General features: G+C 29.9%; 26 protein-coding genes. 9 read left to right on the forward strand and 17 right to left on the reverse strand.

Annotation, left to right across the window (positions count from 1 at the left end):
• Positions 1-38: 38 nt before the first annotated feature.
• From ACUUYC_RS22380 to ACUUYC_RS22425, 10 genes are all read right to left on the reverse strand, one after another.
• Entirely contained in the window at positions 39-2,189 is a 2,151-nt protein-coding gene (locus ACUUYC_RS22380; protein WP_474269554.1) for a tetratricopeptide repeat protein, read from the reverse strand.
• Positions 2,190-2,641: 452 nt separating this feature from the next.
• Positions 2,642-5,326, reverse strand: a complete 2,685-nt coding sequence (locus ACUUYC_RS22385; protein ID WP_474269556.1) for a carboxypeptidase-like regulatory domain-containing protein — start codon at positions 5,324-5,326, stop codon at positions 2,642-2,644.
• Positions 5,313-6,092, reverse strand: coding sequence for a GLPGLI family protein (locus tag ACUUYC_RS22390; RefSeq protein ID WP_474269557.1), 780 nt, complete (start codon positions 6,090-6,092; stop codon positions 5,313-5,315). Before ACUUYC_RS22390 ends, ACUUYC_RS22385 begins: the two co-directional genes overlap by 14 nt.
• Positions 6,093-6,156: 64 nt before the next feature.
• A complete protein-coding gene (locus ACUUYC_RS22395; RefSeq protein ID WP_474269559.1) occupies positions 6,157-6,390 on the reverse strand; it encodes a hypothetical protein in 234 nt (77 codons plus the stop codon).
• 409 nt (positions 6,391-6,799) lie between these two features.
• The gene (locus tag ACUUYC_RS22400; RefSeq protein WP_474269560.1) at positions 6,800-6,937 is read right to left on the reverse strand and encodes a hypothetical protein; all 138 of its coding nucleotides are present in this window, start codon (positions 6,935-6,937) and stop codon (positions 6,800-6,802) included.
• A gap of 85 nt (positions 6,938-7,022) precedes the next feature.
• Positions 7,023-7,532 (reverse strand): UpxY family transcription antiterminator, encoded by a 510-nt coding sequence (locus ACUUYC_RS22405; RefSeq protein WP_474269562.1) that lies wholly within the window; start codon positions 7,530-7,532, stop codon positions 7,023-7,025.
• 794 nt (positions 7,533-8,326) lie between these two features.
• Positions 8,327-9,049: a MarR family winged helix-turn-helix transcriptional regulator gene (locus tag ACUUYC_RS22410; protein WP_474269563.1), complete on the reverse strand. Its 723-nt coding sequence runs from the start codon at positions 9,047-9,049 to the stop codon at positions 8,327-8,329.
• On the reverse strand, positions 8,985-9,248 hold the full coding sequence (locus tag ACUUYC_RS22415; protein WP_474269565.1) for a DUF2024 family protein: 264 nt from the start codon (positions 9,246-9,248) through the stop codon (positions 8,985-8,987). Before ACUUYC_RS22415 ends, ACUUYC_RS22410 begins: the two co-directional genes overlap by 65 nt.
• A gap of 2 nt (positions 9,249-9,250) precedes the next feature.
• On the reverse strand, positions 9,251-9,973 hold the full coding sequence (locus ACUUYC_RS22420; protein WP_474269566.1) for a hypothetical protein: 723 nt from the start codon (positions 9,971-9,973) through the stop codon (positions 9,251-9,253).
• Between the two features lie 52 nt (positions 9,974-10,025).
• The gene (locus ACUUYC_RS22425) at positions 10,026-10,259 is read right to left on the reverse strand and encodes a thioredoxin family protein (protein ID WP_474269568.1); all 234 of its coding nucleotides are present in this window, start codon (positions 10,257-10,259) and stop codon (positions 10,026-10,028) included.
• A 229-nt stretch (positions 10,260-10,488) separates the two neighbouring features.
• Here ACUUYC_RS22425 and ACUUYC_RS22430 point away from each other — a divergent pair, with 229 nt between their 5' ends.
• The gene (locus ACUUYC_RS22430; RefSeq protein WP_474269569.1) at positions 10,489-10,674 is read left to right on the forward strand and encodes a hypothetical protein; all 186 of its coding nucleotides are present in this window, start codon (positions 10,489-10,491) and stop codon (positions 10,672-10,674) included.
• 65 nt (positions 10,675-10,739) lie between these two features.
• Here ACUUYC_RS22430 and ACUUYC_RS22435 read toward each other — a convergent pair whose 3' ends face one another.
• From ACUUYC_RS22435 to ACUUYC_RS22455, 5 genes are all read right to left on the reverse strand, one after another.
• Positions 10,740-11,066, reverse strand: a complete 327-nt coding sequence (locus ACUUYC_RS22435; protein ID WP_474269571.1) for a gamma-glutamylcyclotransferase — start codon at positions 11,064-11,066, stop codon at positions 10,740-10,742.
• Positions 11,063-11,374, reverse strand: a complete 312-nt coding sequence (locus ACUUYC_RS22440) for a hypothetical protein (protein WP_474269572.1) — start codon at positions 11,372-11,374, stop codon at positions 11,063-11,065. Before ACUUYC_RS22440 ends, ACUUYC_RS22435 begins: the two co-directional genes overlap by 4 nt.
• A 174-nt stretch (positions 11,375-11,548) precedes the next feature.
• Positions 11,549-11,914, reverse strand: coding sequence for a hypothetical protein (locus tag ACUUYC_RS22445; protein WP_474269573.1), 366 nt, complete (start codon positions 11,912-11,914; stop codon positions 11,549-11,551).
• Positions 11,915-12,072: 158 nt separating this feature from the next.
• Complete coding sequence (locus tag ACUUYC_RS22450) at positions 12,073-13,464, reverse strand: hypothetical protein (RefSeq protein ID WP_474269574.1); 1,392 nt, start codon at positions 13,462-13,464, stop codon at positions 12,073-12,075.
• A gap of 102 nt (positions 13,465-13,566) precedes the next feature.
• The gene (locus ACUUYC_RS22455) at positions 13,567-14,175 is read right to left on the reverse strand and encodes a hypothetical protein (protein WP_474269576.1); all 609 of its coding nucleotides are present in this window, start codon (positions 14,173-14,175) and stop codon (positions 13,567-13,569) included.
• Positions 14,176-14,281: 106 nt separating this feature from the next.
• On the opposite strand from ACUUYC_RS22455, the gene ACUUYC_RS22460 reads away from it, so the two are divergent.
• The 8 genes from ACUUYC_RS22460 to ACUUYC_RS22495 all read left to right on the forward strand — a co-directional run bounded on the left by ACUUYC_RS22460 (position 14,282) and on the right by ACUUYC_RS22495 (position 19,763).
• Complete coding sequence (locus ACUUYC_RS22460; RefSeq protein WP_474269578.1) at positions 14,282-14,527, forward strand: hypothetical protein; 246 nt, start codon at positions 14,282-14,284, stop codon at positions 14,525-14,527.
• Between the two features lie 122 nt (positions 14,528-14,649).
• Complete coding sequence (locus ACUUYC_RS22465; protein WP_474269580.1) at positions 14,650-14,838, forward strand: hypothetical protein; 189 nt, start codon at positions 14,650-14,652, stop codon at positions 14,836-14,838.
• A gap of 112 nt (positions 14,839-14,950) precedes the next feature.
• A complete protein-coding gene (locus ACUUYC_RS22470) occupies positions 14,951-15,196 on the forward strand; it encodes a hypothetical protein (protein ID WP_474269581.1) in 246 nt (81 codons plus the stop codon).
• A 159-nt stretch (positions 15,197-15,355) separates the two neighbouring features.
• Entirely contained in the window at positions 15,356-16,252 is an 897-nt protein-coding gene (locus ACUUYC_RS22475; protein ID WP_474270561.1) for a MerR family transcriptional regulator, read from the forward strand.
• Positions 16,253-16,297: 45 nt separating this feature from the next.
• Complete coding sequence (locus tag ACUUYC_RS22480) at positions 16,298-17,782, forward strand: phytoene desaturase family protein (RefSeq protein ID WP_474269583.1); 1,485 nt, start codon at positions 16,298-16,300, stop codon at positions 17,780-17,782.
• Positions 17,766-18,605, forward strand: a complete 840-nt coding sequence (locus tag ACUUYC_RS22485; protein WP_474269585.1) for a phytoene/squalene synthase family protein — start codon at positions 17,766-17,768, stop codon at positions 18,603-18,605. Before ACUUYC_RS22480 ends, ACUUYC_RS22485 begins: the two co-directional genes overlap by 17 nt.
• 11 nt (positions 18,606-18,616) lie before the next feature.
• Positions 18,617-19,069, forward strand: coding sequence for a sterol desaturase family protein (locus ACUUYC_RS22490; RefSeq protein WP_474269587.1), 453 nt, complete (start codon positions 18,617-18,619; stop codon positions 19,067-19,069).
• Positions 19,070-19,073: 4 nt separating this feature from the next.
• On the forward strand, positions 19,074-19,763 hold the full coding sequence (locus tag ACUUYC_RS22495; RefSeq protein ID WP_474269589.1) for a lycopene cyclase domain-containing protein: 690 nt from the start codon (positions 19,074-19,076) through the stop codon (positions 19,761-19,763).
• Here ACUUYC_RS22495 and ACUUYC_RS22500 read toward each other — a convergent pair.
• Entirely contained in the window at positions 19,737-20,315 is a 579-nt protein-coding gene (locus ACUUYC_RS22500; protein WP_474269591.1) for a TlpA family protein disulfide reductase, read from the reverse strand. The two genes, ACUUYC_RS22495 and ACUUYC_RS22500, sit on opposite strands and share 27 nt — an antisense overlap.
• Positions 20,316-20,488: 173 nt before the next feature.
• Positions 20,489-21,382 (reverse strand): anti-sigma factor, encoded by an 894-nt coding sequence (locus ACUUYC_RS22505; RefSeq protein ID WP_474269593.1) that lies wholly within the window; start codon positions 21,380-21,382, stop codon positions 20,489-20,491.
• Between the last annotated feature and the right edge of the window lie 242 nt (positions 21,383-21,624).

Here is a 21,624-nt window from a genome sequence, read left to right on the forward strand (position 1 = left end):
ATATATGTCAATTCTAAAAAATGTTCTTTATGTTGCTCCTACTCTAGGCTTTTAAGTTTATTAACCACCAATTTATAATTCCCCTTAAACTTCATATAGCTTGGGAAATCAATTGTTAATTTTTTATACAAAACCAAAGCTTTATGTAAATATGATAATCCTTTTTCTTTTTTATTAAGTTTATCAACATATAAATAACCTAATTTTATATATGAAATTGCTAGACTATTTTTAAGCCCAACATGAGCTGGATAAGCTTCCGATAATTCTTTCGCTAATTTCAAATCATCTTTAAAAAAACGCAAGGCTTTCTCTATATTTTCTAGCATTAGATAGATTAAACCAAGTTTAGAATAGGAAATTGCCAGACCGTTTTTAAAACCTACATGATTTGGGTTACTTTTATGTAACTCTTTTGCAAATTTCAATCGTTCTTCAAAAAAATGCAAGGCTTTCTGCAAATTCCCCATTATTTTATGTATTTCTCCAATTTTTTCGTAAGATATTGCCAAGTCATTTTTAAAACCTATATGATGTGAATTACTTTCATAAAGTTCTTTTGTTAATTTCAAATCTTCTTCAAAAAAATGTAAAGCATTCTCTAAATTTCCTAAAGCAGTGTGTGTTTCTCCTAGTTTTTCGTAAGATATTGCCAAACATTTTTTAAAACCTATATGATTAGGGTTATTCTCATAAAGTTCTTTTCCTAATATCAACCTTTCTTCAAAATATTGTAAAGCTATGTCTAAATTTCCTAAAGCAGTATATACACTTCCTAGTCTTTCATAGGAAATTGCCAAGCCATTTATATACTTTATATTCGTTAAATCTCTCTCATACAACTCCTTACCTAATCTTGATCGTTCTTCAAAAAATTCTAACGATTTGTCTAAATCTCCATAAGAACTATAAAAATTCCCTAGCCTTTCATATAAGAGAGCCTTTTCATAATTTAAAACTTTAAGATTATGTATAAAAGTTTCTGTATATCTAACACTAATTTTAATTTCATCAAAATTACCATCGATATGACCAACTCCAGGTTCATGGTTCAATATATTAATCAAAAAACTTCCTAAATATTTCGTATCTTCTTCTAACCTACTTTTATTTTGTGTTCTAACAATTTCAGATATGATTTGATTTGTTTTATAACTTTTCAACGCTTTGTCATAATCTATCCAACCTTTAGCTGATAGTTTTCGTAACACTAAATCTAACATTTCAATCCCTGGAAGAAATTGTTCTAAATGATGAAAAGGGATCGCAGTTGCTGGTAAAGTTCCAAAAATGGAGAGTATTTGTTTTTCAGCTTCTGAGAGTTCTGAAATATCATACATCGTACTGATAATTGCTTCCGATGTTGCAGGTTCTAATTTGTAATCTGAACGTACTTTGACACTTTTACTGATCGCTAATACACCTTTCTTTTGAATGTCTTCTAATAGCTTTTGTAATGGATAATGTTGTTTTATATCGGTGTTGAATTCGTTCAGGTTTTTTGACAATAACTCAATGACTAAGGTATTGTACCCAATAGCTTCCAATACAGCGTCTAACAATGCTTGTTCCTCTTCCTTGAATGCTTTGTAGTAATGCTTGAATAATGTATTTGCGGCTTGTTCATCTAAATGATTTATTTTATGCGTAGGAATATCTTCATATTTCTCAATTCGTGATGTCAATAAAATATGTGTATTATGAAATTGTCGTAGTAGTTGATTGTTCGTATCTAAATCTTCCATACTATTTGCATTGTCAATAATGATCAATACAGGCCGTTTTAGCGTAGAAATTACACGAACGATTTCTCTAATTTTCTGTACTTGCGCCATATTATTCTCAAAACGAATATCCAAAGAAAGTGCCAACGACATAATGGCATCGCTGATTCCTGTTTCAGAAACCAACCAGATTAAGTGTGAATAATACTCCGCATATTCAAAATAATATTGTGAAGCCATTGTAGTTTTTCCAATTCCACCTTTTCCATTGACGAGCAATAACAAATGTTGATTCGTTTTGCTACTTAGCTTCTCATGAATCAGTTTTGTATTATTTTCTCTTCCAATAAATATATTTGGTGACACAGGGAAACCTCCTAGTGCTTTTGGTATTTTTTTTCCACCATAGTCAAATATGGTATTGGTAAAGGTAGCTCCATTAAATTTATTGTGTATATCCGACATATTTGGTTGAAAATAATATTAGTAAGCGTTTCGTTATTAAATTATTTTTAATGCGGATCGTAAAACTCCTGTTTTTGACATGTTATTTTCTTTAAAATTTGCATATGGCAATAAAATTATCTAAAATATTATATCAGTTTCTTGAAATACACCAAAAGTCATTTCAAACTGTTCTCTATCAGACAGAAGTTCATTAGAAGATGCTAGAAAGATGTTGATTTTCCTCATGTTTTATACATATACTTATTGAGATTTGGGGAACTATTTACCTTCTGCTCATTGTAGCTTCTTGGTAATTAACATAAAAATACAAATTTTTCTCACATGATACTTGAAATACATTTGTAAGTAATCAGTTTTTCAGAATAGTTTATAGCATAAAAAAAGTGAACCTTAGTAGGTTCGCTTTTGTGTTTTATGTCAATATTTTAAATAGTCTTATGTTACCAAAATCAAAGTCTGTATTCCATTTTTAATAATACAAATCTTGGTAATAATCTGTATTCCGTCGTTGAGCTACCAATGTCACTAACGTTAAAGTTTCTAAATTTTTTAGTATCAAATATATTTTTACCTGTAAGTCCTAGCGTAAGCTTGTTTTTTATGAGTTTGTAACGTACATCAAAGTCTAAAAAGTAGTAGGTATTGTCTGTTTGTAAGTTTCCAAAATGATAACGTTCTGTTAGAAATTGCAGATTAAATTTATCATTAAACACAAATGATATATCTAAAAAACTAGTGTTATTTGTAAAGGAATTACTTGTATTTGCCGTTATTTCAGTAGTATTCCAAGTAGTTCCGAAATGATAGTTAAAAATTCCTTTAAAGCCAGAACGTACTTCTAGTCCGTAGTTAAAGTTATTTGTAATAACTTCTCTGAATTCAGAATTGTTTACCACATTTTTAAATTCACTTTTACTATATCCAAAATTTAGTTTAATATTGGAAGCTATAGATTTAAAGTAATAATCTAATTTAGAACTGATACTTATGAATTCACGATCTTTGACTAGTATTTTTTCTGATTGTGTATAATTTTGATTTACAATTGTATTTGTTGAAAAGAAATCATGGTTTTTATTATACACAATATAGGTGTTTAAGAAAAAACGATCACTCCAATTTCCTAGTTGATAATTTAACGTAGCACTTGAAGCATTTAGTTGATTAAAGTCGTTTGTTCCTTGTAAAAAAGAGCGAAATCCAGTCACTAAAAAATCGCTAAAAACATCCAATACTTTTGCGTTTGTTGTATTATTTACAAATGAAGAAATGATTTTGTTTGTGTCGTTAATTTCCCAATCAAAACTTATGCTTGGGTTTATAAAGAATGGTGTTTGTGTTGCATTGACATCATTAGCCTCTAAACTATTAAAGAGTTGATGAATATTGAGTCTACATCCAATCGAAAAATTATCGAGCTTTATACGGTATTTACTTTTTATGTATAAGTCGTTTACTGCATATTTGATTTGATTTTGATAACCTACAGGATTTTCCAATACAATATCATCTTCTAAGATTGAAAACCTTGATGATAGTTTATCTTGTCGAAATACATTTCCAATTTGCAATTCAAGTAAATTCCCTTTTTTATTGCGGCTCAATAAATGTGCATTGATTCCAACAAACTGCATCTGATTCATACTTTGTTCCGTACTGTTCGTTGCTGTATTAAGTGAAGGAAATAAGTCTAGAAAGAAAAAGTTATTTACGCTATATTCTTGTGGTTTTTTTTCATCAATAAAACGTCCTGTGATTAACAATGCTTTTTTATCAGTAAGCTTATTAGTATAGACTATTTTTTGATCAAAAAATGTATTTCGCTTTTCTAGATTTTCTATGGTAGATTCTCCATTAAATATCAAATTAGAAGCATCATCAAAATCACCATTATTGTATTTCGTAATAGCTTCAAGCGTTTTGGTTTTAGAAATAGAATACGAAAGATCTAATTTTCCAAAGGCAATCCTATCCTTCGTTCGTAATTGATAATTTTCAGTGTTTGTGAAGCTTACTCCATTTGTATTTACCGTATTAACATTATTTCTAAAAAAGTCTTTTTCATCCCAATTAAAGAATCCGAGTGCTTTTATTTTGAGCTTTTTTGTTGGATTAAAAATCGCGTTTAAGGATAGTAATTCTGCATTATTAAAGTTGAATCTATTTTTCTTTAAGGATAAGCTTAGCGGATATAAATCTAATACTCCATTTACGCTTTCATTATCACCTATGCTAGCTGGTTCATTTTTGTCTCGAAACGGTCTAATTAAATGCTCTATTTCGCCTGTAGCGTCAAAACCAATATTGTTAAGATTCGCTAGAAAAAAGTATTTGTTTTTTTTGCCAAAATTTGCAAGGTTAAATTTGGCTTCATAATTATTTTCTGAGATGATTCCATAATTTGCTTCAATATTTCCAAACCATATGCGCTTAAAACCATCCTTAAGTTTCAGATTTAACGCTACTTTATTACTATCTTCAATATCTTTTAAAAGCTTATTATTGGAGTAATTTTTTAATAATTCAATTTTGTCTACAGGTTCCGGTGGCAAGTTTTTGGATAATAATTTGTATCCTTTTTCAAAGAAATCATCACCATCTACCATTAGCTTTTCAATTTCTTGATTACCAACTTTTATTGTACCATTGTCATCTACAGAAATGCCAGGAATTTTTTTTAGTAAATCTTCAATTACTTCCTCATTACCTGTTTTAAAATATTCTGCATTAAATACAATTGTGTCTTTTTTTACTCTAATTGGTTTTTCTGAAGTTATAATAACTTTGTCAAGAGAGAATGGTTTCTCTATCAATGTTATATTTTGAACTACTACTTTTTTTGAATCATTAACTTCAATTTTCAGTGTTTTTGTTTCATATCCTAAACATGAGAAAGATAGCTTGTAGTTTCCTTTTTTGTTGATTTGAATACTGTATTTTCCACTATTATCAGAATATGAGTAATCAATAATTGTAGAAAGTGTGTCCTTTTTTATCACAACATTCACAAAAGGTATTGCTTTTTTATTTGCATCTTCTATACTTCCTTCAACTGTTGTTTGTGCTAAACAAATAGAAGAAAAATTAAAACATGTAAAAGCGATAATGAAATATAGAATTTTATTTTTTTCCAAATTTTTCTACTTCTTCTCTACAATCATCACAATTTTCGTCATATGTTAAGGGTGCAGTACCTTTAGGCAATCTACTTGATAGTTTTGCAAAATCTTCTTTTATCAACTCGACCTTCCTTTTTACATATTTTTTAATTGTTAATGCAGATTTGAATTTTGTTGTATCTACTTCTATTTTACATACTAAGTTTTTGTCTACCTTAACTTTTGTTGCGACAATATGAAAAACTCTATCCTCATCATATATTTCAAGAATAAGACCTGGTAAATCTTTAAACTTCCATGGACCAAACGGAACAGGAACTTGCTTTGTAAACCAAGCACTATAAAGTCTTCCTCTAAAAAGTATTGTTGCTTTTTGACAGTTAAATTCACCTATTTTCTTTGTTTCTTCTGTTAAGTTCCATTTCCAATTAAAAGCATCTTCTTTAACGACAAGTTCTTTATTAAACCATATTTCCGTGAAATGAAAGCTTTGTCGGTCATTATAGTAAAATTCTGGAGTTGTATTATTTCGAGCTATATTTCTATCTATTTGTCGTTGATTATCTCCATTTAACTCATTAATTTTCTCTTTCGTTTTGTTAACATTTGCTTCTGTATATACTGAATGAGTAGTATTAAATGTTAGTGTAAAACTTCTTGAGAAATCTCTTGAAAAGTGTGTAGATTGCACATAATCAACTTCTCCACAAATTTTTGATTGTTGTGAATAAGATAGAAAGCTAATTGTTATAAATAAAATAGTTAGTATTGATTTATTCATTTCTTTAACATTTAAAAACTACCAACATTACTCAATATGTTGAATAATGTTGGTAGTTATTGATTTATTCTATTGTTATTTCTATTGTTATTTTACAGTCACCATAAGTCCACGGTGTGCAGCCAACAAGTACTCCATTTACGTATGTACATGTTCTCCATCTACATGGAAAATCTTCATTTACAAGATTTTCTACTTGTGTAGAGCTTGTAAAGTCAGTATTTGTTTCAACTTCCTCAGCAGGTGTGAAACTCATTAAGCCGAATGCTAATAAGAAAACAAAAAATAAATTTTTCATGGTATAAAATTTTGATTGCACCATTTTGGTCTTGTGCGATTAGTTTTTGACCGTTTGGTCATCAGTTCAACTTCTTAAACTTGTATTTCCCTCTAGTTTTTTTCCGTAAGCCGGATGATCTTGAAATTACCCTATTTCAATGTTCAAATGATTCCCATTATACACAACAATAAACTTGGTTAGAACTTATTGCCATATCTAAAAGTAAGTAAAAATTTATACAAATTCGTAATAAAAATATTTTTATTACTTAAAAATTACAACATTTCTTACTTAAATAAGAGGATTTAATAGCGTAAATGTTCTTCTATCAATAGTTGTCGTATTACGCTTTGCCTCAAAAGATTGCAAAAAAATCGGTAAGCCTTTCTCATGTGTTTTGACAACGGTTTCTTTTTTTGTCCAGTAATTATAAATAGCTTTTGTTGATCAGTTCGTTGACAATTAAATCCCATTCATTAGCTGTCATTTGTGACTTAAAATTGTTGATACCGATTTCATTCATGATTTCAATATCAATGTCTAAATTATAAGGTTCTGATATCACACAAACTACTATTTCACTTGAATGCGAGATATAGAAATCTATTTCTTTGTCTTCAAAATAAGGTTTATTGTGTTTTAAGAAGCTTCTATGCTCCTTCTAAGTAATAGGATGGAGTTGTTACGGTAATGTTTTGTCGTAATGAATCTAAACGCACGACAATTTTGTTTGGACTATCAGCTCGTACAATCTCACAATTAAGTCCGCTTAATGGTCCATGGATAATTTTATTTGTATCACCAATTTTAGGAAGTTGAGGGGTAATTTCAAAATCTAAGATATTAGTATCACCTATCAATACTTTTATTTGATTAATTTCTTTTTCACTTACACGCGCATATGTTTTTCCAAAACGGATATATGCACAAGCACCATATACTGATAGCGCTTGATGGAACTCTAAAGACGATTTGATATACACAAAAACATATGATGGAAATAATGACTTTATTACAGTTTTCTTACGATCACTCCATTGTCTAACGGTTTTAACTTGTGGTAAAAACGATTCGACAGATATTTCATTTAAAGATTGATGTACTTTATTCTCCCAACGAGACTTGACATATAATACATACCAACCAACAGTAAATTTCATAGCATAATTCATTTTAGGAAATATCTTTTCCTTCCTCAATCACATGAGTTACTTTTATTTAAAAATGTTTTGGGCGGGAGAATTTTAATACTTTTTAATAAAAATAATTCTTGTTAATTGACTAAGGTTATATTCTTACAATTATTAATTTTATATGTACAAGTATAGGAATTTTTTTTTACCAAAATTTGTGTCACAATATAAAAAAATGTGAAATTTATAATAAATAATATGAGTATGGTTTAACTGGATTTCTTTTACGGATAAAACATAAAAAGATGGAGAAAATCGATAAAATAGATAAGAATAGTTAGTCCATATGTTAAGAATCATTCCTTAAAACTTATGACTAATTCAGGAAATAAGACATTTATGAATCCATTATTTACTTTTTTTATAAGAAAATACATAATATAAAAACACTAAAACGTCAGCAAGTCGCAATTTGGCTTTAAAAATTTTCTTTTTTACATTATTGAAACTAATATTTGTGTACTAAATTGGATAGTTAATTCAAAAATTATTTGTCATTATAACTTATTAAATTTCATTGATTATAAACACTTTACTTAAAAAATATTAATTTTCATTCTTAGCAAAGAAGCTTCTCTTATTTATGACTTTAAATCTTTGTCAATACTACTCTTTTTAAAAACTACCCTAGTGTAGGATTACATCATCTAAAAAAAGATAAATATCAAAAATTTAAATAAGTTAGACTCTATAAACACACACACATACTTTAATGTAAATAATTAACTATTAGTGAATTAAAAACTTCAAAGAGTTTCCTTTTATTTTTCTTCAAATTCTGGGCAATCCAAACGTATGTCTTTATTTTTCAATTCTTTCTCTAATAGATTACAATAACTCATAGCTCCATCTTTTTTGTAAAATCTACAGCCATAACATATTCGTTGTACAGTTAGAATTTCACTTTGATTGAGTTTGTATATTAATTCGCTTAACGTTTTAAACGCACTATTCAATTCTGCTATTTCAAATGTATCAAGTTGTGCCTTTAATGGCGATGCAAAATTATTAGTTTCAGCAACAGTTTGTTTTCCTAAAGCTGTTAATTGAATTATATAACTACGTTGATCAACTGGTGAGAAGTCTTTAAAAATGATTCCTTTTTTATCCAAAACCTTTATTGCATCACTAATTGTAGGCTTTGTAACATTAAACTCTTTGGCAAGATGACTTACATTGCATAATTCAGATTTATGAAATGCTATAAATATTAAGATTTGAATTTGAATAGGACTCAACCCAATAAGTTTTGCTTTTTTCCACAGTAATAGCTTGAAAACTTCCGAAATACGCTCAAGTCCAGTTACAATTTTACTTGAAACATCTTGTGATACATTTGGATTGAATATGTTTTGATCTTCCATAAAGAAACCTGCCGAAGTTAGTTTTCGACAGGCAAAGTTAGTAATCCTAATTAAATTAACTACAATTTTCCATTTCAATAATGAAATATCCCTTTTTTGTAATAGCTGCGATGACTTCATCTGAAGCTTTTTCGATATGACAAAATTGACATTCTTTGGTTGTCAACCTTTTTCCTTCTATAGCTTTCGTCGTTAAATAATCTGCGCCATATGAAAAGATTTTATCTTCATCAGTAAGATCACTTGGCACTAAAATATCAAAGTGCATTATGCGATCATCTTCACGCTTTATATATGTATCCCAAACTGAAACTTTCATATTTATTGAACTTTATATGGTAATGACAAGTTTCCGCTAGCAACACTAAATACTTCATAAACTCCTAACATTGGTAAGTTTTTATTACTAGTATTCACTTTCATAAAAGCCGCAACTCCATCATAATTAAAATCTGTTTTGTTATTAATTCTGTAATCAGGAACAATCACTTTTATAGTATTACTATTCGTTAGTACTGGATACCCTGGAGAATCCATATACATTGGCATTCCTGGATTTGTTGGCGGAAGTACTACGGTTTTATCATCTTTTTTGATTTGCTTTACAGAAAGTCCTCCAGCCACGCGTTCATCTTTGTGTAAAACTACCCAATGTGGATGCCACACAATTCCGTCATTGTCAAACTTTTTATCTGCGTTTTCATCCCATAATGGTGTATCGTCAAAATCGGGATGAGAAGTTAATGCTAAAGCGACAATTCCATCAGTTTCACTAAATCCAACATCCGTCGGTTTTAATGTTGTTGGAAATACATACCCTAAAACTGGCGCACCATCAAGTTGACCAATTTTTATTGGCGTTGTGCTTCCAGCGTTTCCAGAAACATTAATTTCCCAAACTGTCACACCTAAATCTATATTGTGACGTACTTGAACATTTTTAATGATAAAATCTTCATTTTTATACTGACTTTCTTGTGCGCATGAATTCGTGCTAACTACACAAAATAATACTACTGTAATTGATACTAGAATTGATTTCATTGTTATTGTTTTTAAATTAAATTAGGATTCCTAACTATTTGAATTAAAAAAATTAGCCTTTTACATCCGCCATTGAAGCTCCAAAGTTGATATGTAAAACGTTATTTGTTGATGTCACTAATGCTGGAACTGACTTCACTCCTGCTTTTTCAGCTTCAGCAATTCTTGCTCTGTCTTCGCCTATATTGACAATTTCTAAATTGTCGGCTCCAATTAAATTAATAATGTCATGTTCTGCACTTACGCATACTGGACAACCTGCGTGATAAAAAATTGATGTACTCATGTTTACTTTTTTTAAGTTTTGCATTATTGCGATACAAATATAGTTAGGATTCCTAATTAAAACAAAAGAATTTTACAATAAACTATAAAAACACTTGAAAACTAAGAGAAAGGAATTTTAAACAGAATATGTTAAACTATTGATAATATGAATGTTAATTATGGTTAAACCGTAATTAATACGATTTGACACTTCCTAAATTGAAGTATTAATCTTTAAAAAAAATATTATGAAAAAAAGAAGTTTAAAATCGTTAGAGTTGAACAAAAAATTAGTTTCTAACCTGAACCAATTAAAAGGTGGTCTTAAAGGATTAGATACTGAAACAGACACCATAACCGATACAATTACAGATACAATCACTGACACGATCACGGATACAATTACAGATACCATTACGGATACTGCAATGTAATATTGGTATTGTATTATGTATAAAGCGAGCTTCGGTTCGCTTTTTCTTTGTTCATTTTTATCGTGCTATGCTTTTATATAAATCCAACCTTTATTCCAAGATTGAAATATAGCTTCTACTCTTTTATAGTCTAATACTTCATAGCGATCTGCTTCCAATAGTTCTTCCAGAGAAATATTATATAAAATTCTAGATATAGTATCGTTTTCATGATTAGTTTGAATCGCAATTGGATGAAACTCTTCATTACTAACTGCTAAAACCGCTTTGTCAGTGATTTGAAGTTGTTCAAGTTTGAATCTTTTTAATACATCTTTTTCTCCTTCTAGTTTTCTACCAAAAGATGCAAGTTGTACTTCTCTAATTGTAATGTTCCGTAAATGATGTTTCATGAGTATGATTGTGTATAGAAAATTATAGATAATACAAATCTTAAAACATATCCAATAGCGCCTATGAATGCAAACCAAAATTGATAGTTTTTTACTTTTATATATATATTACTAAGTATTAAAAAGAGTATAATTCCTAAAAATAACACAAATGCTATGATTTCAAAGTACTGCATTACTTCTATCATACGAATTTGACTGTACTTAAATGTATTGAAGTCTATTGTTAAATAAAGTTGTAGCAAACCAATAATTACAATCCAAATTAGAAAATGAAAAGCCCATTTGTTATAGTTGATATATTTCATGCAGCTAATTTATTTTCTGTTTTTTGAATTCATGATATGATTTTTCGAATTGCTCATCAAATTACGTCATTTTTTTATTGACAGACAATCAATACAAAACACATTTGAAAGTATCTGAATAAAAAAACGCAAGCTAAAATAGCTTGCGTTTTAATGTATTGATATTGTATACTTTTATTTTATTCTTCTTAAATATACTTTTCTTCCTTGACCAACATCAAGACTTATCGTTTTATTATCAACCCAACTTACCACAAACGTTCCTTCTCCTGGTCGTTTTTCAGGTGAACTGATTGATAACTCTTTTGTCTTTTTGTTATATTCCCAGTTTCCTGTTCTGTTGACTGAGTCTGCTGAATTTCCACCTTTTAATACGCCATCAGCTTGAAATTCCATCCAACGTCCACTAGCTTCTTGCACTTGACCATCTGAATTTTCCATTTTAAATAGTTCCCACTTTCCTGTAACAGAATCGTTTGTTTGAAAGGATAAAAAACTAAAAATAGTAACAACTATAAGTGCAATTTTGATATGTTTCATACTGTTTATTTTTATTGTTGTTTTTATACGAAGTAGCTAAGATCAAACTTTTTCATAACATACGTATATGAATCAGTCAGAATTTGTGTTTTTTGGTCAAGTTATTAGTGTAATATACTTTGTGAAATCTACATTTCAAGCTTTATTTTACAACTACATTAGCTTGATTTTCCAAATTTTCGAAACGCAGCAATAAATTGATACAACAAGTATGCATTCACAATTTTAGATAAACTATCAATTACAATTGACCAATTTGATGCTTCTCTCCCTTTTCCTAATAACGCTTCTGGAATAAAGTTACTTTTTCTAAATGGACTTATGAATTCAAAGTAATAACTCGCATTTTTCCAAAATACATCCCAACTTCCAGGAGCTGTATCGTACACAAAACCTAGTGAGTAACAGTAAAGTATATAAAACAGCAACGATGATACTAAAAGTAATAATAATGCTTGTCCCATTCGTTGTCCGTGATTATTGGAATGTTTATTAAAAAAAAGCGTTAACCATTCTCCTAAAGGTGGTTTTGAAGTCGCTAAATGTGTATTTAATTCTTCAGATTGGTAATCTCTTGCAGTAACCGTGTCGCCTAAATTTTGGTAAACTTTTTTTAGTTGACCAAGCGCTTCTTTCTTTTGATATGCTTGACTTTCATCTAAAACTTTAATATTTGCTGATGTTGGTAATTTTGTTCCTGCCAACCCAATTTCATTAATTTTAGAACTATCAAAAATCATTTTTCGTCTTGAAAAATTACAATTAATAAATGTTGTTTTTCCTAAATCAGAGTTTTCAAATATTAATCTATGCCACAGTTTAATATTTGAAATCGTAATATTTCCAAGGTTTGTGAAATCTTTAAACTGTAAGCTTTCTAAGTGCAACTCACTAAAATGATAGTATGAGTTTTTATTACAATAACGCGAAATGATTAAGTCTTTAATCATCGGAGCTGAAGGATGTCTTTTATCATATTCCCCAACATTTTCATTATAATCTTCTTCATCACTTGGCTTGCAATGCAGTATAATATCACTAATCGATTTTATTTCAAAACGGTCAATCTTACCACCTGAAATCCACAAACCGTGATGATATGAACCACCTTCTAACTCAAAACGCTTAATAACTAAAGATTCTTCTGCTAGTATTCGACCATTTTTGTCTTCATTTTTGATTCCATCTAAGGTGCCTAGCCAGTGGTTAAAATTTCCGCCTAACAATACTAAGCTATCAATTTTTCCGCCTCTGATACTTACATAACCGTCAAAATTTCCTCTTCTAAAAAATAGCTTTTTGAATGTTCCGCCACGAAAAATGATGTTTTTATAATCTCCACCATCAAATATGATTTCTCTATCATAGATTTCTCCTTCCTGAAACACCAAATCGTCTTCCATTTCGAAATCACCTTTGAGAACGATTTGATCATCAAACCTTTTAATATTTAAGTGATGCTTTTCCGTTTTTTGATGAAATTCTTCAAAAGGAGTAAGTTCTCCTTGTAAATAAGATTTTAAAGAGTCTGAAGAAATTTTTTGTCCCATAAATGAATTGAAGAATAATTATCTCTAAATATAAGTATTTGTAAATAATTTCTTAACTACATTAATAAACTTCTCAATTTACAAAAGTGAATGCATTACAAATTACTTATCATTTTCTTCTTCAGTTTTGTGCATTTTTATACGTTCTTGATATGCTTTTTCTTGTAATTCTCTATTATCAGGATCTTTCATCGATGCTTTTTCTGCTTCCATATATGCTTCTGAACAGTCATGACATTTCATTTCAAACAACGTTACAGTTGGAGTACATAATAAACACAAACCGATGAGCCCCACAATACCAATTCGTACAAGTATATATGTATATATTTCATGAAATGAGAGGCTCTTTTTTAAAACTATCACAATTAAAACAACACCTAACATAACCAATCCGTTTTGCAAGTTTGCGTATCCGTAAGGCCAACGTTGGTAGACAAAAAGAATTCCTGTAATTGTTGTTAATAAAGCGAATCCTGTTCCAATAGTTCCTATTATTCGCCATGAGCTAATGCCTTTATAAGATTTTTTTTTGAACATTTTTCGAAAAGAAATTCCATTCAAAAGTACAAAGCTAAATATAGAGTATAGAAACATTAGAAAGATGGTCGGAAATACTATCAATATTGAACTAAATGGAAAACTAATAAACAATCGGATGATCATAAAACCAATGACACTAAAACCTAAAATCTTTTCTATTTTCTTCATAAAACTATTTTTGTGATGAATGTAATACATGTAAATATATATAAAGAATCTAATCTTAGTCTATTTTTTTAAAAATGTAAAATTACTTTTTAGTACTTTTACAGTAATGCGATATTATATACAACATTTACTTACTTTTCTTAAAGCTGCTTCCATTTCACTTTTATTTGGAGCTTCTTGGGTAGTTACTTTTTTTACTTTTGATTATTATGCAGCAAAGCATTTATTAAATTATAGAAGTGATTTCTTCCTTGAAATTATTATTTTTTTCTTTAGCGGATTAATTGGCGCATTACTATTTTTTGTAGTAATGTCACTCTTTACAAAGCTATTCGCCAATTCATCTAAATAATTAATACACACAACTATTTTCACATTCATTGACATGTGGTAATTTATAAATTGTCACGAGTGAATTTTACTACACTCGCTATTTATTTCGTATATTCAATTATAAATCAACAACTTATAACCATGAAAAAACGAAATTTAAAAAATTTAAGACTTAACAAAAAATCAATTTCAGTATTAAAAGGTGGTCTTGCTGCACCGAGTCCTGTTTCAATATTAAACATTTGTAACACAGGATGTGATTCACCAATACACACATGTGGAATTATTAACTGTAATCTAACAGTAGTTGGTTGTAATCCAAACAAATAGGAGAAGCGTGATTATTTACTTAGTAGATCGTCATTTATAAATGGCGATCTACTTATATTTTATTCTATTTCAGTTGTTTGTATTTTTATTTAAATCATAAAATTATTAAATCATGAAAAAAAGAAAATTAAATGGATTACAACTTAAAAAACAAGTTGTTTCTGCCTTAAACCAAAGTTCAATTCTTGGTGGAGCAGACCAAAAACCTACAGTTACATGTGCAATACCTGTAAGTAATTGCACAATTGCATTAACGGTACAACCACATGTATGTCAAACGCTACCTAGGCCACTTGGAAACTGTACCGTAGCGTATACAGTTCAAGTTTGGTGTCAGACACTAGACAAAAATTGTTAATCTTTTTTAAAACTTAAAAGCTGTCTATAAATGGCAGCTTTTTTTTTGCGAAAAAACACTCTTAAAATGATTATTAGTAAGAGAGAAATCATTTATATAGTGCTAAAATCAATAAAAAACATTAGTTTTGTTGAAGTTGTTGTAAAAAAGATTGAACAAATGGAATGTGTAAAAACCAAGTTTAGCATAAAAGACTTAGAAAATCTCTCTGGAGTTAAAGCGCATACTATTCGTATTTGGGAAAAAAGATACGACCTGTTAGCTCCTGACAGAACTGATACAAATATCAGAACTTATGATATAAAAAGTTTGCAAAAGTTACTTAACATAACATTGCTCTATAAAAACGGTTACAAGATATCTAAGATCGCCGGAATATCAGAAGATAAAATTCACAATTTAGTAAGGGAAATTGCTTCAGAAAAGAATATTCATAATCAAGCATTGAATTCTTTTAAACTTTCCATGCTTAACTTTGATTATAGTTTATTTTACAATACCTACAATAAACTCTTAGCAGAACAATCGTTTAGAGAAATCTTTTTAGACACCTTCATTCCTTTATTAAATGAACTTGGTGTTTTATGGCACACAAACACTATAAATCCAGCACATGAACACTTTGTTTCTAGTTTAATAAAGCAAAAAATTATTCTCAATATAGAAAGAACTCAGACATTAGAAAAGTTTAACAAATCTAAAACATTTGTACTATTTTTACCTGAGAATGAAATTCATGAAATTGGATTATTGTACTTAAATTACGAGCTACAATTAAAAGGATATCATACAATATATCTTGGACAAACAATTCCGATTGATAGTTTAACTAATATCCACAATTTCTTTCCAGAGTTACATTTTATTTCTTACTTTACAGTAACTCCTCCAGACAATAAAGTTGAAGGTTATATTGAAGAGTTTCACGATAAAATTGGGTTAGAAACACATCATTTATGGCTTCTTGGATATCAAGCAAGGAATGTAAAGAATAGCAAAAACTTAAAACACCTGAAAACTTTCAAATCAATTAAAGATTTAGTTAAAGAAATTTAAAATTATACTCATTTTTGTTTAACTTTTTACTATATTTGTTAAACAATGAAATCAAAAATTATAATTATAGGTTCTGGTTTTTCTTCTCTATCTGCTTCTTGTTATTTAGCACAAGCAGGATACGAAGTAACAATTCTTGAAAAAAACGCTACTGTTGGTGGACGTGCTAGACAATTAAAAAGAGATGGATTTACATTTGACATTGGACCTTCTTGGTACTGGATGCCTGATGTATTTGAACGTTTCTTCAATGATTTTGACAAAAAAACTTCTGACTTTTATCAATTAGACAAATTAAATCCTGCGTATCAAGTATATTTTGGTAAAGAAGATACTATACATATTGAAGATACACTTGAAAAAATTTGTGCAGCATTTGAAAATGAAGAAAAAGGAAGTAGCACAAAGCTTAAAAAATTTATTGCAAACGCTGAAGATAATTACAATGTTGCCATTAAAGATCTGGTATATAAACCAGGCGTTTCACCTTTAGAACTGGTAAATGCTAAAACTATAAAAAGATTAGGTCAATTTTTTAGCAACATTAAACGTGATGTTCGAAAAGAATTCAAAAATGATCGATTGATCAAAATATTAGAATTTCCTGTATTATTTTTAGGCGCAAAGCCAAGTGATACACCTTCGTTCTATAGTTTTATGAATTATGCCGATTTCGGACTAGGAACTTGGCATCCAAATGGCGGAATGTATAGTGTGATCCAAGCAATGGAAACACTGGCAAAAAACTTAGGCGTTACCATTAAAACCGATCAAAACGTACAAGAAATAAACGTTGAAAATAAAAAAGCTACCAAAGTTATAACACAGCATGATGAATTTGAAACTGATATTGTATTATCTGGAGCCGATTATCATCATTCTGAAACGTTGTTAGCTCCACAATATCGTCAGTATTCAGAAAATTATTGGGACAAGAAAACATTTGCTCCTTCTTCCCTCTTATTTTATGTTGGCTTTGACAAGAAAATACAAAATGTATCACATCATACATTATTTTTTGATGTTGATTTTGATGCACACGCACATGTCATTTACGATAAAGCTGCTTGGCCAAAAGAGCCTTTATTCTATGCAAATTTCCCTTCTATCACAGATGTTTCAATGGCTCCAAAAGGAAAAGAAGCTGGTTTCTTTTTAATTCCAATTGCGCCAGGACTGGAAGATACGCCTGAGATTCGTGAAGAATATTTTAAAATTATTATGAATAGATTTCAGGAAATTACGCAACAAAATATCTCAAATCATATTATATTTAAGGAATCCTTTTGTGTAAATGATTTTATAAAAGAATACAATTCATATAAAGGAAATGCATATGGAATGGCAAACACGTTGCTTCAAACTGCATTTTTACGACCTAAATTGAAAAGTAAAAAAGTATCCAATTTATACTTTACTGGACAATTAACTGTTCCTGGCCCTGGAGTTCCTCCAGCATTAATTTCAGGGAAGTTAGCAGCCGAATTAATCATTAGACATCAACCAAATACTCATGAAAGCCCTATTTGATTCTGTTTCATATCAATGTAGTACACACGTAACGAAGTCCTATAGTACATCGTTCTCATTAGCTACAAAAATGTTATCACCTTCTATTCGACAAGACATTTACAATATTTATGGATTTGTCCGTTTTGCCGACGAAATTGTAGATTCTTTTCATGAGTACGATAAAGAATTTTTGCTGAATAAGTTTCAAAACGATTTAGACTGCGCACTTGAACAGAAAATTAGCTTAAACCCTATTTTGAATTCTTTTCAACATACGGTTCTTAAATACAATATTCCTAAACACTTGATCGATGCTTTTATGAAAAGTATGCGTCAAGATTTAGATAAAAAAGTTTATTTAACACAGGAAGAATACAATGAATACATTTATGGTTCGGCCGATGTTATTGGCTTAATGTGCTTAAAAGTATTTGTAAAAGGTGATGTTACAAAATATGAAGAATTGAAATCTTCAGCAATGTCATTAGGTTCTGCTTTTCAAAAAGTGAATTTTTTACGTGATTTAAAAGCTGATTTTGAAGATTTAGATCGCACGTATTTCCCTGATGCTGATTTAAAAAACTTAGATGAAGAATCGAAACAAAAAATTATTGCAGAAATTGAACACGATTTCAAATTAGGTTTAGAAGGAATTGGAAGATTACCAATAGAAGCTAAATTTGGTGTATTTACTGCATATAAATATTATTTCAAGTTATTAAAAAAGCTAAAGAAAACGCCTTCAAAGAATATAAAAAATGCTAGAATTCGTATTCCGAATTATCAAAAAATGGCGTTATTAGCAAAGTCGTACGTTAATTATCAACTCAATCTTATATAAAATAGGAAACAATGACAACGCTTATTTGGATCGCAATATTTTTAGGAACATTTTGCATGATGGAATTCATGGCTTGGGCAACGCACAAGTATGTAATGCATGGTTTTTTGTGGTCACTTCACAAAGATCATCATAATAAGGATCATGATTCTTGGTTTGAACGTAATGATGCTTTCTTTATATTTTATGCAATCATAAGCATTGGATGTTTTTTACTGTGGAAATTTGAACTTTTCTGGTCAGGATTACCAATAGGAATTGGGATTTTCGCATATGGACTTGCGTACTTTATTGTACATGATATCTTTATTCATCAACGTTTCAAATTATTCCGAAATGCTGACAATTGGTATGCAAAAGGAATCCGTAGAGCGCACAAAATTCACCACAAACACTTAGGAAAAGGTGATGGAGAATGTTTCGGAATGCTTTGGGTTCCTATGAAATATTTTAAGCGTAAATAATCACATGAAGAGCCTGTATATTTTACTAAATGTCGGATCATTTATTGTTCCATTTCTGTTTAGTTTTCATCCAAGATTAAAATTCTATAAACATTGGAAACACTTGTTCCCAGCCATTTTAATCACCATGTTGGTGTTTATTCCATGGGATGTACTTTTTACAATAAACGATTTTTGGGGATTTAATACAGACTACTATTTAGAATACACCATCTTTTCATTGCCAATTGAAGAATGGTTGTTTTTCATTTGTATTCCGTACGCATGTATTTTTACACATTATTCATTACAACATTTATTGCCGAATATGCGATTGTCATCAAAAACGACAAAAATAATTAGTTATATTCTGTTAGCTATTTTTACACTTGGCGCGATTGTTTTCTACGACAAATGGTATACGGTAGTTGATTTAGGATATGGTGCAATTTTATTATGTATCGTTTTAAAAGTTTCACCAAAAATTTTAGAAAGCTACTATTTGACGTTTCTTGTGATGTTAATTCCTTTCTTTATTGTGAATGGCGTTTTAACAGGAAGCTGGATTGAAAGTCCTGTCGTTTGGTATAACAACGTTGAAAATTTGGGCATTCGTATGGGAACAATTCCTGTAGAAGATAGCGTATATGCGTTTACAATGATTCTTTCAAGTTTATTCTTAATGCAATTATTCAGCAAGCGAAAAAGCAAGTAACTCATCTATTTGATTGCGAACATTTGTACTATTCCAGTCAGAAGAACCAATTTCTTTCATCACAATTTTACCTTGATCATCAATTAAAAATGTAGCAGGAATACTTTTAGAATACAATGCTGTTGGTGCATCATCTGAAGAATAGTATACAGGTAAATCGAATTGATTCTTTTTTAAATAAGTATTTACACTTTTTACATTATCATTAGCAACAAATACAAACCTGATTTTATCTTTGTAATCTTTATGTAATTCATTTAAACTAGGCATTTCGGCAACACATGGCGGACACCAAGTTGCCCAGAAGTTAAGTAAGACTACTTCTCCTTCCATTTCCTTAAAGTTCACTTTTTTACCAGCACTATCTACCAAATTCCAGTTAAAATCATTTACAGCTTCTCTTTTCACCTCTTCAATGCTTGAAGGTTTTGAGAACACGATCTTAAATTGATTCAATTTGACTTTTATATACGTACCAACTGGCGTAAAAATAATTAGTGCTAAGACAATGAAAAATATAATATTACTCCATTGTTTTTTGGTGATGTTCATACTTAATATTTATAAAATGAAAGATACAAATTAGTCGTTAGTCTAGATAAAACTTTCTTGGATAAACTATTTTAAAATAAAATTAACAACTCAAAAGCAAAACGATCAAAAAAAAGAAACACGCTATCACAAGTGATAACGTGTTTCAAATCTAACGATAATAATCATAAAGATTATCGCACTATTGTTCCCGTTGGGAATGATGAAGCGTTTAGATTAAAGTTGTTAGTTGTTGGCGCAGTTGCAGTTCCGGCAGTTCCTACTAGGGGCTTTAATAAGAATGGTGCTGGGCTGTTATCTGGGCTAGGTTCTACAGAGATTACTACGGTACGTCCGCGTACATCTAGTGGGAATGTAAAACCAGCTGGTTCGTTAAGGAAAAAGTCTTCTCCTGGAATTGGAGGTCCGACATTGTTTTCTGTTCCACTGAAATCGTTAGATTCATCAACAGAACCAAATGCTGTAAATGTTCCTGTTGTTAATGGACCTACTCCATCAACTACTACCCAACCTTCATACTTCCATCCGTCAGCTAAAGTAGGCAAGTTCAAGCCTGATGTTGGTGGCATACCTGGAGTACCGTACCAAACACCATATTGATCGTTTCCGTTATTTCCAGATCCTGGAAGTTCGTCTGTTGGAGTTCTTAAAAAGAATACTCCTGAAGCATTGTTAAAGTCTCCAGTACTTGTTACCGGACCTAATCCTACAGCTGCAGTATCTCCTGAGAAATCACCTGCTAATAATTTTGTTGGTGCTGGCGCTGGATCTGTATCAACAGTTGGCTCAATTGAAAGCACAAATGTTGTTGCAGCTGCTAATTGATTTGCATCAACTGTGAAAGAACTTCTTGATAAAGCTCCTGCATCGTTTACTGTAAAAATTCCTGTTGAAACTGGACTTCCATTTACAATAATCCAACCTTCATATACGAAGTCTGCACCTAAATTTTCTAATCCGTTTAAGTTTACATTTAAACTTGATAATGCAACTGTGGCATCATCGTCACTACTACATGAGACTGCGAAGAATCCTAACGCTAATCCCAAAAACATTTTTTTTATCATTGCGAGTATTTTTTTTATGATTATGGTACAAATATATGATGGCAAAATCACGTGAAATGTTAGCTAGCTGACACTTCTGAAAAAAATAGCAAAATTCTTGAAAATATTTATTTACATAATGGTTAATTTATTTATTTTCAATTAATTAATAATCAAATAATTAAATACACTTACTTCATTAAAAAATACAACATAAAAACAACACCCGAAACTGTCATGCTGTCATGCCAATTTCGGGTGCT

The sequence above is a fragment of the Kordia sp. E genome (assembly GCF_056033805.1).

Excerpts from the sequence above, each read along its gene's own strand:
- ACUUYC_RS22435 (WP_474269571.1), bottom strand. The coding sequence starts at position 11,066 with ATGAAACATCATTTACGGAACATTACAATTAGAGAAGTACAACTTGCA.
- ACUUYC_RS22465 (WP_474269580.1), top strand. The coding sequence starts at position 14,650 with ATGAAAAAACGAAATTTAAAAAATTTAAGACTTAACAAAAAATCAATT.
- ACUUYC_RS22480 (WP_474269583.1), top strand. The coding sequence starts at position 16,298 with ATGAAATCAAAAATTATAATTATAGGTTCTGGTTTTTCTTCTCTATCT.
- ACUUYC_RS22500 (WP_474269591.1), bottom strand. The coding sequence starts at position 20,315 with ATGAACATCACCAAAAAACAATGGAGTAATATTATATTTTTCATTGTC.
- ACUUYC_RS22430 (WP_474269569.1), top strand. The coding sequence starts at position 10,489 with ATGAAAAAAAGAAGTTTAAAATCGTTAGAGTTGAACAAAAAATTAGTT.
- ACUUYC_RS22470 (WP_474269581.1), top strand. The coding sequence starts at position 14,951 with ATGAAAAAAAGAAAATTAAATGGATTACAACTTAAAAAACAAGTTGTT.
- ACUUYC_RS22475 (WP_474270561.1), top strand. The coding sequence starts at position 15,356 with ATGGAATGTGTAAAAACCAAGTTTAGCATAAAAGACTTAGAAAATCTC.
- ACUUYC_RS22440 (WP_474269572.1), bottom strand. The coding sequence starts at position 11,374 with ATGAAATATATCAACTATAACAAATGGGCTTTTCATTTTCTAATTTGG.
- ACUUYC_RS22485 (WP_474269585.1), top strand. The coding sequence starts at position 17,766 with ATGAAAGCCCTATTTGATTCTGTTTCATATCAATGTAGTACACACGTA.
- ACUUYC_RS22410 (WP_474269563.1), bottom strand. The coding sequence starts at position 9,049 with ATGAAGTCATCGCAGCTATTACAAAAAAGGGATATTTCATTATTGAAA.
- ACUUYC_RS22490 (WP_474269587.1), top strand. The coding sequence starts at position 18,617 with ATGACAACGCTTATTTGGATCGCAATATTTTTAGGAACATTTTGCATG.
- ACUUYC_RS22425 (WP_474269568.1), bottom strand. The coding sequence starts at position 10,259 with ATGAGTACATCAATTTTTTATCACGCAGGTTGTCCAGTATGCGTAAGT.
- ACUUYC_RS22450 (WP_474269574.1), bottom strand. The coding sequence starts at position 13,464 with ATGGGACAAAAAATTTCTTCAGACTCTTTAAAATCTTATTTACAAGGA.
- ACUUYC_RS22415 (WP_474269565.1), bottom strand. The coding sequence starts at position 9,248 with ATGAAAGTTTCAGTTTGGGATACATATATAAAGCGTGAAGATGATCGC.
- ACUUYC_RS22380 (WP_474269554.1), bottom strand. The coding sequence starts at position 2,189 with ATGTCGGATATACACAATAAATTTAATGGAGCTACCTTTACCAATACC.
- ACUUYC_RS22405 (WP_474269562.1), bottom strand. The coding sequence starts at position 7,532 with ATGAAATTTACTGTTGGTTGGTATGTATTATATGTCAAGTCTCGTTGG.
- ACUUYC_RS22420 (WP_474269566.1), bottom strand. The coding sequence starts at position 9,973 with ATGAAATCAATTCTAGTATCAATTACAGTAGTATTATTTTGTGTAGTT.
- ACUUYC_RS22455 (WP_474269576.1), bottom strand. The coding sequence starts at position 14,175 with ATGAAGAAAATAGAAAAGATTTTAGGTTTTAGTGTCATTGGTTTTATG.
- ACUUYC_RS22495 (WP_474269589.1), top strand. The coding sequence starts at position 19,074 with ATGAAGAGCCTGTATATTTTACTAAATGTCGGATCATTTATTGTTCCA.
- ACUUYC_RS22390 (WP_474269557.1), bottom strand. The coding sequence starts at position 6,092 with ATGAATAAATCAATACTAACTATTTTATTTATAACAATTAGCTTTCTA.
- ACUUYC_RS22460 (WP_474269578.1), top strand. The coding sequence starts at position 14,282 with ATGCGATATTATATACAACATTTACTTACTTTTCTTAAAGCTGCTTCC.
- ACUUYC_RS22445 (WP_474269573.1), bottom strand. The coding sequence starts at position 11,914 with ATGAAACATATCAAAATTGCACTTATAGTTGTTACTATTTTTAGTTTT.
- ACUUYC_RS22395 (WP_474269559.1), bottom strand. The coding sequence starts at position 6,390 with ATGAAAAATTTATTTTTTGTTTTCTTATTAGCATTCGGCTTAATGAGT.
- ACUUYC_RS22505 (WP_474269593.1), bottom strand. The coding sequence starts at position 21,382 with ATGATAAAAAAAATGTTTTTGGGATTAGCGTTAGGATTCTTCGCAGTC.